Origin of the sequence: Thermococcus peptonophilus (genome assembly GCF_001592435.1) — an archaeon.
In the GTDB taxonomy this organism is placed as follows: domain Archaea; phylum Methanobacteriota_B; class Thermococci; order Thermococcales; family Thermococcaceae; genus Thermococcus; species Thermococcus peptonophilus.
Window position 1 is genome coordinate 550,806 of the sequence record NZ_CP014750.1, and the last position, 13,321, is coordinate 564,126.

Consider the following 13,321-nt stretch of genomic DNA (forward strand, 5'->3'; position numbering starts at 1 on the left):
GATCCCCTCACGAAAATCACCACTATGAGTAGTTACGGAGGGATATTAAAGCTTTTCTCGAACCAGAAGTTGGCAACCTAAAGGTCGGTAAGTGTATTAAAGGTAGCCGTGATTTCCCTCATCGGAAACCTGGGCGAGTATGGCTTTAGATTCGACTTTATGTACGTTCCAAAAGCTTCTTTGCTGGGCTGCTTTTATTCACAATCACTGCCCCAGCAGCCTATAGGCTGATTCAGGACTATAGACCGGACTTTTTACCAGACACTTCGTTTAAGATTGCCATTTTAATGCTCGTCTTAGCGCCCCTCGGCGAAGAGACACTTCACAGAGGCCTCATTGAAGGTTATCTCCTTCACCATACGAGTTTCTGGGTCGCGATAGTTTTCACAGCGGTTATCTTTGGTCTCGTCCACATACTGGCTTTTCGTGATGCTCCCAGAGGATTTAGAATTTTCGTTGTGTTGAATGCGTTCTTAATAGGTCTTGGAGCAGGCTACTTCAGAGCCCTCAGTGGTTCTTTGATTCCAGCCTACTCCCTCCACTCAGCGGCCAATTTGGGTGGAATGGTAGGCTGGCTGTGGCTGGAAAAGAAGTGAATTTTGGGACAGGATATGATTGTCAAACTTCTCGAAACCGAAGCTAAGATGCTAAAGTTCCCATTAGGTCATTTTTCCGCCGCCACCACCCAGACATACCTGTTAACCCTCTCAGCCTTCCACTCCACATCCAGCCTTTCAAAAATTGTCCCCAAATGGTCAAGGGTCGCGAAGTACTCCTCCAGAACCTCTTCCAGTATGCCGTCCTCCTCGCCTATGCGCCTTTTCTCGTCTTCCGACTCAAACATGACGTCGGCTATTATTAGGGCTCCTCCAGGCTTCAGGACGTGGAGCATCTCCTTTATAGCTTCCCCCTTCTCCTCATCAGGAACATGGTGGAAGGCGTAGGTGCTCACCACTGTATCCGCGCTCCCCTCCGGAAGAAGGATTTCGAGGAAGTGGCCGTCAATGGGCTCAAAGCCCCACTTCTCGCGGAAAACATTTCTCATTCCCTCCGAGGGCTCGACGCCGATGTATCGCTCACAGCGGAGGAAGCGGAGGATGTTGCCCGTGCCACAGCCCACATCAACAACAACGCCCTTAGCCCTCTCTGCGACGAGCCGAAGGACTCTCTCATAATCGCGGTGTATCCAGTCGTCGCTCATAACGTCCTTGTCATAGCTCTCCGCCTACGAGTCAAAGTCCCACCTTTCTTCCATCCATGGCACCATCGTTACTCCCGCCGAAAATTATTTAAAATTTTTTCACCCAAAGCACGACACTTTAGGCTTTCGGGAGGTACCTCTATGCGCTGGAGCGAAATTCCCAAGGAAGCCAAGGCCTACATGATCTACCACACTCTCATAGCTCCGGGACTGATAGTCTGGATTCTCTTCCCGCTCTACCTGATGAAAACAGGCTACTCAATATTGGAAGTCGGGGCGTTCTTCACGGTAGTCAACATCGCCTCGATCCCGCTCACCTACTTCTTCGGCAGGCTCTTCAACCGCTGGGACATCAAAAAGGGCCTCATAGCGATAGACATCCTCGATGGAATAGCCTACGTCATGTACGGCCTCGCCAAGGGAGCCATAGCACCGCTGATGCTCTTCGGAGGTAAGCTGATTGACAAGCTCTCCACGCTCCTATACCCCCTCTACCAGGCCTACGAGCAGATAATCTACCCGGAGGACAAGTACGAGGAGATATTCGCCTGGCATCTAAGGTTGCCCGAGATAGCTACATTAGTGAGCTTTCCGATAATGGGCTACCTGCTCGGGTACGTGTACAATAAGCCAGAGCACTACCGCTTAACCTTCCTCTTCTTCGGCCTCTTCTCGGTCGTGACAGTTACTTATCTCTGGCTCTTTCTGCCTTCGGTAGGAAAGGAGGAGAGGATAAGCTCGGAGGGATTCACCTTCAAGGCCGGAGAATTCAAGCGTCTCCTCGCCTTTGAGACCCTCCTAACCCTCGCCTGGGGACTCGCTCCCGAGTTCATACTCATAAACTACGTAGTCTTCGTCCTCCATAAGACGGTCTTCGAGCTGACGCTCATAACCGTTGCCAGCAGTCTGATGAGGATAGCCGGAACTTATGCCAGTGAGAGGGTTCCGAAGGGGAGGGGCTTCCACGCGATAGCCATAGGAATGTTCCTAAACGCAGTTTACGCCCTTATAATGGCCCTCGCTCCACCTTTCTGGCTCGTCCTGGTTGTTTACGCCATCGGAGACTTCGGCAACGCGCTGTGGTTCCCGTTCTACCGCTCGTGGCTCTTCAAGCTCATTCCAAAGGAGAAGACAACCGAGTTTCACGCCGCCCTTTCGAGCTACCGAAAGGTTCTTGGACTCATAACTCCGATCATGGCAGGATTTCTTGCGAGCGTCCATCCAACGCTGCCCTACGGTGCGAGCCTTGCTGGATTCATAGCGGCTGGATTGTTCCTCCTGTGGATCGCAAAGAAGAGCTGAAGGCCTTAGGTTTTGCTTCATTCCACTTTTTTCAGCTCTGCTTTCAGCAGTTTCACATATCTCTCGAAGCCCTCTTCATCAACGATGTGGAACTCAAAGGGATGATAATCGGGTAATCCAGCAAGCTCCTCTATCCTGGCCTCAAGTCCGGCCCTCTCACGGAGACTTTTTGGAGCTTCCCTCACCTTTATCAGCAGGTCAACGTCGCTTCCGGCGGTGAACTTCCCAGTCAGGACGCTTCCAAATACGTAGAGCTCGCACTCACCAAAGACTTCCTTGCAAGCCCTCTTTATCGCGGGAAGGTAGCGCTTGTAGTTCTTTATCATTAGGTACCTCTTCCTCCCTCGCTCGATCATTGCCTCAAGGACTCTTCCTTTCGAACTCATCCGTCAGAACCTCCAAGAAGTCCATAACTTCCCTCACGAACTCCATAAGCTCCTCCGCGTCCTCGCGGTAGTAGCGCCTCGGCTCGTACCTCGTCCCTATGTATGCATCCTCAAGCTCCCTGAGGAGGCTCCGGTGCGACCTTATGAAGTCTACAACCTTTTCTTCAGCTTCAAGGGCTTTCCCAAGGGCCGCCAGAAGCTCCCTCACCGAGTGGGTTCTGAGCCTCACGTTAGCATATTTAATTAGAAGGGCTTTGAGGTAAAACTGAAGCGCCTGCTCCGCCAGAAAAATCGCGGCGTCGTACTTCTCCTCACCAAAAGCGGACTCAGCAAGCTCCATGTAGTCCTCCGACCTCTGAAGGAGAACCTCAACTTCCTCGTAGTGCATAATCCCACCGGAATTAGTTGGGCACCAGAAATTAATACCTTTCGATTGAGGATTAAGGCGGAGGAATATCCAAGTTTCTCAGCACGCCCAGGGCTTGAGCATCAGCGCATGGGTTATCAAAAACCACGTAAAACCTACCAGAGCGAGCTCGGGAAGGCGTTTTCCGTAGTAGTCCCGCTGGAGGAGGTACGACAAACCGGTTGCAATGAAGAGATAGTAGAGCATCATTACAAGATTAGCAGAATTAAGAGTTCTGCAGAGGCCAACCGGGACGAGAAAAAGACCAAAGAATAAGTGGCTCTTCGCGTGCTCCCTCAGGGTCTCATAGCGCTCAAGTATAAGGTAGCCAAGGATGAGCGGAGCTATTAAGATAGCAACGGCAAGAATCCAGGTTGAGGTAACGCAGTAAAAGGGAACACATGGGTTCTGGCCGACTCTCCGTGTGGTCATGTAGAGGCCAACAATTCTCCAGTTGCCGATTCCGAGATAGGTTTCGAGAAGAAAAACGAGAAAGGAATACACCACCACTAAGACAGGCTTTACTCTAATCTTAATCATCTCCTTGGAACGCCCGTCCTGACCGTGTAGTGTTCAAGCGTTGCCCCCCTCTCCACGAACTCGTGCGGCCATATCTTGACGTTGTACATTCTCACGTTGTCACCTATAACGGCGTTGTCACCTATAACGGAGTTCACGATCCTCACGTTGTTCCCAATCTCGACGTGGCGGCCGATTATGGAGTTTACTATTCTAACGTTGTCTCCGAGCTTCACCCTGTCCATGACAACGGAGTGAAGGATCTCGCAGTTCCTCCCAACGATCGTGTAGTTGTCTATGACTGCATCCTCCAGCGCGGTCCCCTTTCCGATACTGATGTGCCTTCCAAGGAGTACCTTCCCCTCCACTAGGAGCTTCCCGGTCTTAATCATCTCCCTGAAATTCCTCCGGAGATCTTCGGACATCTCCGATTTGCCCTGCATGTAAACGTCATGGGTTATCTCAACGGCTTCCATGTCCTCGGGTGAGAGGTGGTTGAGCAAGTACATAGCTGCGTTGAGGTACCTCTCTGGAGTACCTACGTCGAACCAGTAGCCCTCCATTGGGTAGCCGTAGACCTCATAGCCGTGCTCTATGAGGGCCGGGATTATGTCGCCGCCAAAGTCCAGCCTCCGAGTTTCCTTCATCTCCTTCGCCCATCCCTCGTTGAGGAACTCCCAGAAGTTCTCGGAGAGGATGTAGATTCCCGTGTTCGCCAAGTTGCTGGGTGCCTGCTCGGGCTTAGGCTTCTCAACGAAGTACTCAATGCGGTAATCGTCATCTATTTTCGCCACACCAAAGCCAGTGACGTCTTCAACCGGCTGGAGGGCAATCGTCATGAACGCGTTTTTCTTCCTGTGCCATTTGTACATATCCTGGATGTTGAGCTGGTAGATGTTATCGCCCTGGATGACAACGACTGGCTCTTTTATCCCGTAGTAGTTCATCGTGTACCAGACGGCGTCGCCGTTGGTCGTGCTCTCGTAGCGGGGCATGTATCGAATTCTAACTTCCTTCTCAAGCCCGTACTTCTTCTGCAACCAGTAGCCCTCGCGGAAGTAGTCAAAGAGTGTCGTGTAGTTCACGTAGCCCCTAACCCCAAGGTAGACCTCCTCAATTCCGTCCTTTGCAAGGCTGAGAATGGAGTGCTCCAGAATAGGCTTGTTTAAAAGCCTGACAAGTCCCTTAGAAGTCTCTATCGTGAGCGGGCGGAGCCGTGTGGCCTCTCCGCCGATGGGGATGACGGCTTTCTTAATCATAACACACCACTCTTTAGTTTTGCTCCCAAAGGATAAAAATGTATTCTCTCACGGAAAGTGACAACACAACACAGAAAGCAAAATAAAGGAGGAACAGAATGAGAACATGGAGGTGAAAAAATGGTTCCGCTCAGCTATCTGCTCAGGTTCATCGAGGAGGACGCGCCATTTGGAGACGTAACAAGTGAGGCCGTGATTCCTGAAGACCTGAACGCGAGAGCAATCATCATAGCAAAGCAGAAGGGAGTTATAGCTGGCGTGGAAGAGGCTAAGGCTCTCTTTGAGCACTTTGGGGTCAAAGTAGAGGTTAAAAAACGGGACGGAGAGTTAGTTGAGAAAGGGGACGTTATTCTCGCGCTTGAGGGCAACGCGAGGGCGATCCTCCTGGTGGAGAGGACGGCTCTAAACGTTATGGGGAGGATGAGCGGGATTGCAACGGAAGTCAGGAAGCTTGTGGAGAAAGTTAAGAGTGTAAACCCTAAGATCAGGGTTGCGGGGACGAGAAAGACCCTCCTCAAACCCATAGACAAGCGTGCACTCCTCATTGGGGGTGGAGAGACACACCGCTTCTCTCTCAGCGACGCGATACTCATAAAGGACAACCACCTTGCCTTAGTTCCCCTTGAAGAGGCCATAAGGCGTGCCAAGGAGTTCTCCGTCTACAAGGTCATTGAAGTGGAAGTAGAAAGCCTTGAAGATGCTCTGAAAGCTGCCAGAGCAGGAGCAGATGTCGTTATGCTCGACAACATGAAGCCTGATGAAATAGCGGAGGTTATTGATGCTCTCAGGCGCGAAGGCCTAAGGGAGAGAGTCAAAATAGAAGTTTCCGGCGGGATAACTCCCGAGAACATAACTGAATACGCGAAGCTCGATGTTGACGTTATTAGCCTCGGCTATCTAACCCACTCGGTCAAAAACTTCGACGTGAGCCTTGAAATAATCGGCAGGCTCTGATGAACTTTTTCGCTCTTTGTCTGCATTTTTTGAACATCCTTCGACACAAGTTTATGTTTGTTGCGGGAAGACTTATATTCTAGGGTTTAGGATTTTTATAACCGAGGTGTGCGCTATGGGAAAGCTGGACGTTATTCAGGCTAAGGGCACCGAGAGGCTGAAGCGCGGTTTCGCCAAGATGGTGAAGGGCGGCGTCATAATGGACGTCACCAACGCCGAGCAGGCGAGAATAGCTGAAGAGGCTGGAGCCGTTTCCGTCATGGCCCTACACCGCGTCCCGGCCGACATCAGAAAAGCCGGCGGTGTCGCCAGGATGGCTCCAATCGAGAAGATACAGGAGATTATGGACGCGGTAACCATTCCAGTGATGGCGAAGGTCAGGATAGGCCACGTCGCCGAGGCTAAGATCCTGGAGGCACTCGGCGTGGACATGATAGACGAGAGCGAGGTTCTTACTCCCTCCGACCCGTACTTCCACATTGACAAGCGCGAGTTCACGGTTCCGTTCGTCTGCGGTGCGAGAAATCTTGGCGAGGCCGTTAGGAGGATATGGGAAGGCGCTGCCATGATCAGAACCAAGGGCGAGGCCGGAACCGGAAACATCGTTGAGGCAGTAAGGCACGTCCGCCTCGTGGCTGAAGGGATCAGGCAGATTCAGGCCATGACAGACGAGCAGGTCTACGCCGTTGCCGAAAAGTTCGCGGAACCCTACCTCAGGCTCTCCCTCAACGCCAAGGAGATTGCTGGACTTCCGGAGAGAGTCCTTGACAATGAGCCCGTCTACGGGCACTACACCTACCGTGAGATCGTAGATGGGCTCTACAAGATACTATTGGAGATCAAGAAGCTCGGAAGGCTCCCCGTTGTCAACTTCGCGGCTGGCGGTGTCGCAACGCCAGCAGACGCAGCACTCATGATGCAGATGGGCATGGATGGAGTATTCGTCGGCTCTGGAATCTTCAAGAGCTCCAACCCGCCGAAGATGGCTAGGGCTATCGTTGAGGCGGTCAACCACTGGGACGAGCCTGACGTTCTTGTTGAGATCAGCAAGGAGATAGGCGAGCCGATGCGCGGCCAGGACATCGAGGAGCTTGAGGTCAGGCTTGAAGAGAGGGGCGTCTGATTTTGCCTTTTCTCTTTGTCTTGGGGGTGGTAGAATGGTCAAGGTAGGCGTCATCGGCCTTCAGGGCGACGTCGAAGAGCACATCTGGGCGGCAAAGAAGGCCCTTGAGAACCTCGGCGTTTCTGGAGAGGTTATCTGGCTAAAGAAGCCGGAGCAGCTTGAGAACATCTCGGCTATTATAATTCCAGGTGGCGAGAGCACTACAATCTCAAGGCTTATGGTGAAGAATGGCCTTTTCGAGCAGGTTAAGAAGCTCGGCGAGGAAGGGCTTCCCATCATAGGCACCTGTGCAGGGCTAATAATGCTCTCCAAGGAGGTCATCGGCGCTACCCCAGAGCAGAAGTTCCTCAAGCTCCTCGACGTGAAGGTCAACAGGAACGCCTACGGCAGGCAGGTTGACAGCTTCGAGGCACCGATAAAGCTCGCATTCAGCGACGAGCCGTTCCCGGGTGTCTTCATCCGCGCTCCCAGGATAGTAGAGCTCCTCAGCGAGAGGGTGAAACCGATAGCCTGGCTCGGGGACAGGGTGGTCGGAGTTGAGCAGGACAATATCATCGGCCTCGAGTTCCATCCAGAGCTGACCGACGATACGAGAGTTCACGAGTACTTCCTGAGGAAGGTACTTTGATTAACAAGCTTTTTTAAATTTTCACCAAAAAACTTTTTAGTTTTGACTTTTTCTTGCCAAACAGGTGATAGCGTGAAGAGGGTTGTCTGTCCTTACTGCGGCTTTGGCTGCAACCTTCTCATTGATCCAGCTACACTAAAAGTAAAGCCATACAAAGGCGAGCCTAACAGGGGTAAACTCTGTCCTAAAGGCCTACACGCAACGGAGATTGTGAAGTCAGGAGAGAGACTCAAAAGACCCCTCAAGAGGGTTGGTTCTTCGATGGTTCCAATTTCTTGGGGAGTTGCCATCGGTGAGATAGCAAATAGACTTTTAGAGATAAGGGAGCTCTACGGCCCCGATGCAGTTGCCTTTCTGGCGTCTTCCAAAGTCTCCAACGAGGAGAACTACCTGCTCCAGAAGATAGCGCGCCTCTTCGGTACGAACAACATCGACAACTGTGCAAGGCTGTGCCACGAGGGTTCTGTCCACGCCCTAAAGCTGGCAGTTGGCACTGGTACTCAGACAAACCCCTACGAAGACATACCGAAGTTCAAATCCGTCCTGATCTGGGGATACAACCCTGCCGAGACTCATCCCGTCGTCATGGACTACATAGTACGAGCAAAGAGGAACGGTGCGAAGATAATAGCCGTTGACGTGAGGGAAACGAGGACAATGGCATTCGCGGATTACAAGCTCGTGATAAGGCCTGGGACGGACATCGTATTAGCCAACGCTCTGGCCCACATCATAATCGAGGAGGAGCTCTACAACGGGGACTTCATCCGGAGCAGGACAGCTGGCTTCTCAGAGGTGAGGATGGCTGTCAAAAAGTACACGCCCGAATACGCCGAGAGGGTAACCGGAGTTCCTGCCGAAATAATCAGGGAAGTTGCAGGGGAGTTCGCCCTCGCTGGAAGTGGGGCGGTTATGTGGGGGATGGGCCTGACGCAACATGTTTCTGGTGTAGAAAACATATTAGCGGTCATAAACCTTGCACTCCTCCTCGGATACATCGGCGAGAGGGGTGGCCTCTACCCGATGCGCGGCCAGAACAACGTACAGGGAGCCGCTTATATGGGCGCCCTGAGCGAGTTCTTACCCGGCTACGTTCCCCTCACCGACGAGAAGTTCAGGAGGAGAGTTGCAAGGCTCTGGGGCGTTGGCGACCTCCCGACGGAGAGGGGGTTATACCTTACCGAGCTGTGGGAAGCGATAGAAAAGGGGGACATAACAGCTCTCTACATCGTCGGAGAAAATCCTGCCGTAAGCGAGGCGGATTTCATGATGGTTAGAAACGCCCTAAAGAAGCTCGACCTCCTCGTCGTCCAGGACATCTTCCCCACGAAGACGGCTCGCTATGCCCACTACCTCCTGCCGGCTTCGGCATTTTGCGAGAAGAGCGGGAGCTACATGAACAGCGAACGGAGAATACAGTGGAGCGAAAAGGCCTGCGAACCTGCCTATGATTCAAAGCCCGACTGGGAGATACTGACGATGCTGGGAAGGGCTCTCGGTTTACCTGGCTTCAACTACACTTCCGTTGAAGAGATTACCTCCGAGTACTTCAGGCTCTTCCCTGAGCTTGAGGAAAAAAGCGTTGAGGAACTGAAGAACTCGGACGGAATCTTCCTGCCGAAGAAGAGGCTCCATACCTGGGAGTTCGCAACGCCTGATGGGAAGGCCCGCTTCATAGCAGTTGAGTGGATACCTCCCTGGGAGGACCCAGACGAGGAGTACCCCTTTGTCCTCACGACGGTTAGACTCATAGGTCACTACAACACAGGGGAGATGACACTGAGGAGTCCATCCCTCGTTAGACTGATGGGTGAGCCAAAAGCACTGATAAGTCGTGAAGATGCTGAGAGACTCGGGATACGGAATGGGGACTGGATGGAAGTAAAAACGAGGCGCGGGAAGATAAGGATGAGAGCAGAGATTGGAAATGTGCCCGGGAAACTCGTCGTTGTCCCATTTCACTTCAAGGCAAACAGGCTGACAAGTCCTGCTCTCAACAAGGCGGGAACGCCGGAGTTCAAGTTCGCAGCGGCGAGGGTTAAGAAGATCAGAAACGAAAAGCCCACTCCGAATACTCCCCGGTGAAACACGCCAGGCAGAGGTCTTTCTTGCCAACTGCCCTTATGAGGCCCTCGACGCTTAAATATGCCAGGCTATCGGCACCTATCGCTTCCCTCACCTTTTCAACGCTCCCGAAGGCCGCTATCAGCTCGTGCCTCGTCGGGATGTCTATTCCCATGTAGCAGGGGTGCCTTATAGGCGGCGACGCTATTCTCACGTGCACTTCCTTCGCTCCCGCTTTCCTCAGAAGGGAGACTATCCTCCTCATGGTCGTCCCTCTGACTATGGAATCATCCACGAGAACGACTCTCTTCCCTTTGATGATCTCCCTCACGGGTGAGAGCTTGAGCTTTACCTTAAGCTCCCTGTAGAACTGGCCGGGAGTTATGAATGTCCTCCCGATGTAGCGGTTCTTTATCAGCCCCTCCGAGTAGGGGATTCCGCTTTCCATCGAAAAGCCCAGCGCGGCCGCTCTTCCCGAGTCTGGGACTGCTATCACAACGTCAGCATCGGCGGGGCTTTCCCCCGCCAACTCCATTCCCATCCTTACCCTCGCCTGGTAAACGTTCACGCCGTCTATGGTGCTGTCTGGCCGGGCGAAGTATATGTACTCGAAAACGCAGTGGTGATGTCTCTCCCCTGCCAGGATCCTGTTCTCAACACCCTCTTCAGAGAGGAGAAAGACCTCACCTGGCTGAACGTTCCTAATTTTCCCGCCCTCTGTTTCATCAACGAAGAGCCTTAGGGCGGAGTCCTCGCTCGCGAAGTAGTGGCCGTCCCAAGTTCCATAGCTCAGCGGCCTGAACCCTACTGGGTCTCTCGCGACGAGGATTTTACCGTCAAAGAGAAGAGCAACCGAATAGGCTCCCTTAACTTCATTAAAGACTCCCCTCATAGCCTCAAACTCGTCGCCAGTCTCCTCCAGATGCCAGAGAAACGAAATCCCCAGAAGCTCGGAATCTACGGAGTGGTAAAACTTAACTCCCTTATTCTCATACTTCTTTCTCAGAGGGAGAAAGTTTGTGAGGGTGCCGTTGTGGGCGACGGCTATCCTTTTCCCACAGCACTCCGTTTCAAGCGGTTGGGTCTCTGTGAGGGAGCCGGAGGTAGAGTATCTGACGTGTCCAATCGCGAGACTGGAGCGGAGGGATGAGAGGGTCTTCCCATTGAAGACGTCCTGCACTAGGCCCAAACCCGATACCGTCCTTATCCTGTGCTTCCAGACACTTATTCCAGCGCTCTCCTGGCCGCGGTGCTGGAGGGCTATTAAGGCATAGTAGGCCTTTCTCGGTGCGTTCTCCGAGAGCGCTGCAAAGACACCGCACTTCTCGCGCATTACTCTCACCGGGTGCCTTTTTGATTTAAATATGCTAATTTGGCACATAATCACACCAAATTTTTGCAGATTAATGTTTAAAAACTTTGCCCATGTTTTGACAATTTAATGGCAAGAAATTCTTAAAAAGACCAAACTTTTTACATAAAAATGGTGATTTTCGTGGATGTTTATGAAGGCAAGGCCAAGAAGGTAATCCCTCTTGATGACGGAAAGGCTATTCTCGAGTTTAAGGACGACGCCACAGCCTTCAACGGGGAGAAGAAGGGCCGGTTCAGAGGAAAGGGCTGGCTCAACGCCCAGATAAGTGCCCACCTCTTCAGAGTTCTTGAGGAGAATGGCATAAAGACCCACTTCATCGGTGTAGCAGGAGACAATAGGCTGATAGTCGAGAGGCTGAAGATGTACCCCCTTGAGGTGGTTGTCAGGAACGTCGTTGCTGGAAGTTTGAAGAAGCGCCTTCCGCTGACTGAAGGCACTGAGCTCCCGGAGCCCATAGTCGAGCTCTACTACAAGGACGACTCCCTCGGGGACCCGATGATAAACCAGTACCACGCGAAAGTCCTAGGAATAAGTGAGATCGAGCTTAAGGAGATGGAGAGCATTGCGCTCAGGGTAAACGAAATCCTCAGGAAGTACTTCAAGGAGAAGGGTATAATCCTCGTGGACTTCAAACTTGAGTTCGGGAAGAACTCGAGGGGCGAGATAGTCCTCGGAGACGAGATAAGCCCCGACACCTGCCGCTTCTGGGACGCTGAAACTAAGGAGAGTCTCGACAAGGATGTCTTCCGCTTTGACAGGGGCGACCTCCTCTCGGCCTACGAGAGGCTCTACGAGAGGATCACCGGCGATTCCCGCTCGTAGGTAATCATGACGGTGTAGCACCCTTTCTCGTCCTCTTTTATCTCTATACCCTTAAGATCAGTGCCGTACTCCTCAACGACCTCCCTCACTACATCTGGAAGCTCCTCAAGGAAGGCCTTTCTCCTGACCGTCAGCTCCATGAGACCACCGAAGAAAGAGGGAAGGGAAGGTTAAAGCTTTATCCCATAGTTCTCGACCCTTATCCCGGGCTCTTCCACAACCTTGCCCAGCTCGAAGCTCTCAAAGTGCCTGTTTAGGAGCTGGATAGTATCTTCCTTCTCCTCCTGAGGGACAACCACAACGAAACCGACGCCCATGTTGAAAACGCGGAACATCTCTTCGAGCGGAACGCCGTTCTCGTGGATGAGCCTGAAAATTCCCTCAACAGGCGGCATCTCGAGGGAGAAACCGTAGGAAGTGAGTCTTTTCAGGTTGAGCAAACCGCCGCCGGTTATGTGGGCCAAGCCGTGCACCTCGATGTTCTCGATCAGCTCAGGGACGGCATTGACGTAAATCCTCGTGGGTTCGAGGAGCCACTCCCAGAGCTTTCTCCCCTCGTATTCATAGTCCAGCCCGTACTTCGGGATAAGGAGCTTTCTCGCGAGGGTCAGACCGTTGGAGTGTATTCCGGAGCTCGCTATACCAATCACGGCATCGCCTGGCCTTATCTTTTCCCCCGTGATAACCTTCCCCTTCTCGACGATGCCGATAGCCGTTCCCGCTAAATCAAAGCCGTTTATGAGGTCTGGCATCACAGCGGTCTCGCCGCCCACTATGGCTATTCCAGCCTGCCTCGCCCCCTCGTAGAGGCCCTTCGCTATTTCCTCAAACACACTCTCTTCAGGCTCTCTCACGGCGAGGTAGTCCACGAGGGCCACAGGCTCCGCTCCCACGCAGAGCAGGTCGTTCACGTTCATCGCGATCATGTCTATCCCAATCGTATCGAACTTTCCGAGAGCTTCGGCGACGAGAACCTTCGTCCCTACTCCGTCTGTTGTCATGGCAAGGTAGAAATCCTTGAAGTCCATTAAGGCCGCGTAGTGGCCGAGGTCCTCGGCCGGCTCTCCGATCTTGCCCCTTCTGAATTCGAAAGTCCCCTTGGCGAGCGAGATTATGCCCTTCAGGGCCCTCGAAGTTTTCTCATTATCAACTCCAGCCTGGGCGTAGGTCAGCACGAACATCACCGGGGAGAGTTATAGGGGATTGCTTAAAAAGTTTGTCATTTTTATGGCTAAAAAGACTTAAATATTCCAAGTTTTTAACATTTAAACGTCAAAACAAG

General features: G+C 52.5%; 14 protein-coding genes and 1 pseudogene. 7 read left to right on the plus strand and 8 right to left on the minus strand.

Features of this window, described 5'->3' with window-relative positions:
- Positions 1-281 precede the first annotated feature (281 nt).
- Positions 282-596 carry a CPBP family intramembrane glutamic endopeptidase gene (locus A0127_RS02895; RefSeq protein WP_269451028.1) on the plus strand — a complete coding sequence of 105 codons (315 nt, stop codon included), beginning with the start codon at positions 282-284 and terminating at the stop codon, positions 594-596.
- A 68-nt stretch (positions 597-664) separates the two neighbouring features.
- On the opposite strand, the pseudogene A0127_RS02900 reads toward A0127_RS02895, so the two are convergent.
- Positions 665-1,204: pseudogene (locus A0127_RS02900) on the minus strand (class I SAM-dependent methyltransferase); the annotation flags it as partial.
- Positions 1,205-1,342: 138 nt separating this feature from the next.
- Between A0127_RS02900 and A0127_RS02905 the strand changes: the two are divergent.
- On the plus strand, positions 1,343-2,503 hold the full coding sequence (locus A0127_RS02905) for an MFS transporter (RefSeq protein ID WP_062387749.1): 1,161 nt from the start codon (positions 1,343-1,345) through the stop codon (positions 2,501-2,503).
- 17 nt (positions 2,504-2,520) lie between these two features.
- Here A0127_RS02905 and A0127_RS02910 read toward each other — a convergent pair whose 3' ends face one another.
- The 4 genes from A0127_RS02910 to A0127_RS02925 all read right to left on the minus strand — a co-directional run bounded on the left by A0127_RS02910 (position 2,521) and on the right by A0127_RS02925 (position 5,073).
- Entirely contained in the window at positions 2,521-2,889 is a 369-nt protein-coding gene (locus A0127_RS02910; RefSeq protein ID WP_054841586.1) for a nucleotidyltransferase domain-containing protein, read from the minus strand.
- A complete protein-coding gene (locus A0127_RS02915; protein WP_082781382.1) occupies positions 2,864-3,277 on the minus strand; it encodes a HEPN domain-containing protein in 414 nt (137 codons plus the stop codon). Before A0127_RS02915 ends, A0127_RS02910 begins: the two co-directional genes overlap by 26 nt.
- Positions 3,278-3,355: 78 nt before the next feature.
- Positions 3,356-3,835 carry a hypothetical protein gene (locus tag A0127_RS02920; RefSeq protein WP_054841587.1) on the minus strand — a complete coding sequence of 160 codons (480 nt, stop codon included), beginning with the start codon at positions 3,833-3,835 and terminating at the stop codon, positions 3,356-3,358.
- Entirely contained in the window at positions 3,832-5,073 is a 1,242-nt protein-coding gene (locus A0127_RS02925; RefSeq protein ID WP_062387752.1) for a nucleotidyltransferase family protein, read from the minus strand. Before A0127_RS02925 ends, A0127_RS02920 begins: the two co-directional genes overlap by 4 nt.
- 120 nt (positions 5,074-5,193) lie before the next feature.
- Here A0127_RS02925 and nadC point away from each other — a divergent pair, with 120 nt between their 5' ends.
- The 4 genes from nadC (at position 5,194) to fdhF (ending at position 9,863) form a co-directional block, all read left to right on the plus strand.
- A complete protein-coding gene (gene nadC, locus A0127_RS02930; protein ID WP_062387756.1) occupies positions 5,194-6,027 on the plus strand; it encodes a carboxylating nicotinate-nucleotide diphosphorylase in 834 nt (277 codons plus the stop codon).
- A 115-nt stretch (positions 6,028-6,142) separates the two neighbouring features.
- Entirely contained in the window at positions 6,143-7,150 is a 1,008-nt protein-coding gene (pdxS, locus tag A0127_RS02935; RefSeq protein WP_062387759.1) for a pyridoxal 5'-phosphate synthase lyase subunit PdxS, read from the plus strand.
- 34 nt (positions 7,151-7,184) lie between these two features.
- Positions 7,185-7,778, plus strand: a complete 594-nt coding sequence (gene pdxT, locus A0127_RS02940) for a pyridoxal 5'-phosphate synthase glutaminase subunit PdxT (RefSeq protein WP_062387762.1) — start codon at positions 7,185-7,187, stop codon at positions 7,776-7,778.
- 72 nt (positions 7,779-7,850) lie between these two features.
- Complete coding sequence (gene fdhF / locus A0127_RS02945) at positions 7,851-9,863, plus strand: formate dehydrogenase subunit alpha (protein ID WP_062387764.1); 2,013 nt, start codon at positions 7,851-7,853, stop codon at positions 9,861-9,863.
- Here the strand turns inward: fdhF and purF are convergent.
- Entirely contained in the window at positions 9,826-11,175 is a 1,350-nt protein-coding gene (gene purF / locus A0127_RS02950) for an amidophosphoribosyltransferase (RefSeq protein ID WP_062387766.1), read from the minus strand. The two genes, fdhF and purF, sit on opposite strands and share 38 nt — an antisense overlap.
- A 162-nt stretch (positions 11,176-11,337) precedes the next feature.
- Between purF and purC the strand changes: the two genes are divergently transcribed.
- The gene (gene purC / locus A0127_RS02955) at positions 11,338-12,039 is read left to right on the plus strand and encodes a phosphoribosylaminoimidazolesuccinocarboxamide synthase (RefSeq protein WP_082781383.1); all 702 of its coding nucleotides are present in this window, start codon (positions 11,338-11,340) and stop codon (positions 12,037-12,039) included.
- Here the strand turns inward: purC and A0127_RS10585 are convergent.
- Both A0127_RS10585 and purM read right to left on the minus strand, forming a co-directional pair.
- Positions 12,006-12,179, minus strand: a complete 174-nt coding sequence (locus tag A0127_RS10585) for a hypothetical protein (RefSeq protein WP_197463595.1) — start codon at positions 12,177-12,179, stop codon at positions 12,006-12,008. The two genes, purC and A0127_RS10585, sit on opposite strands and share 34 nt — an antisense overlap.
- A gap of 30 nt (positions 12,180-12,209) precedes the next feature.
- A complete protein-coding gene (purM, locus tag A0127_RS02960) occupies positions 12,210-13,214 on the minus strand; it encodes a phosphoribosylformylglycinamidine cyclo-ligase (protein ID WP_062387772.1) in 1,005 nt (334 codons plus the stop codon).
- Positions 13,215-13,321 lie beyond the last annotated feature (107 nt).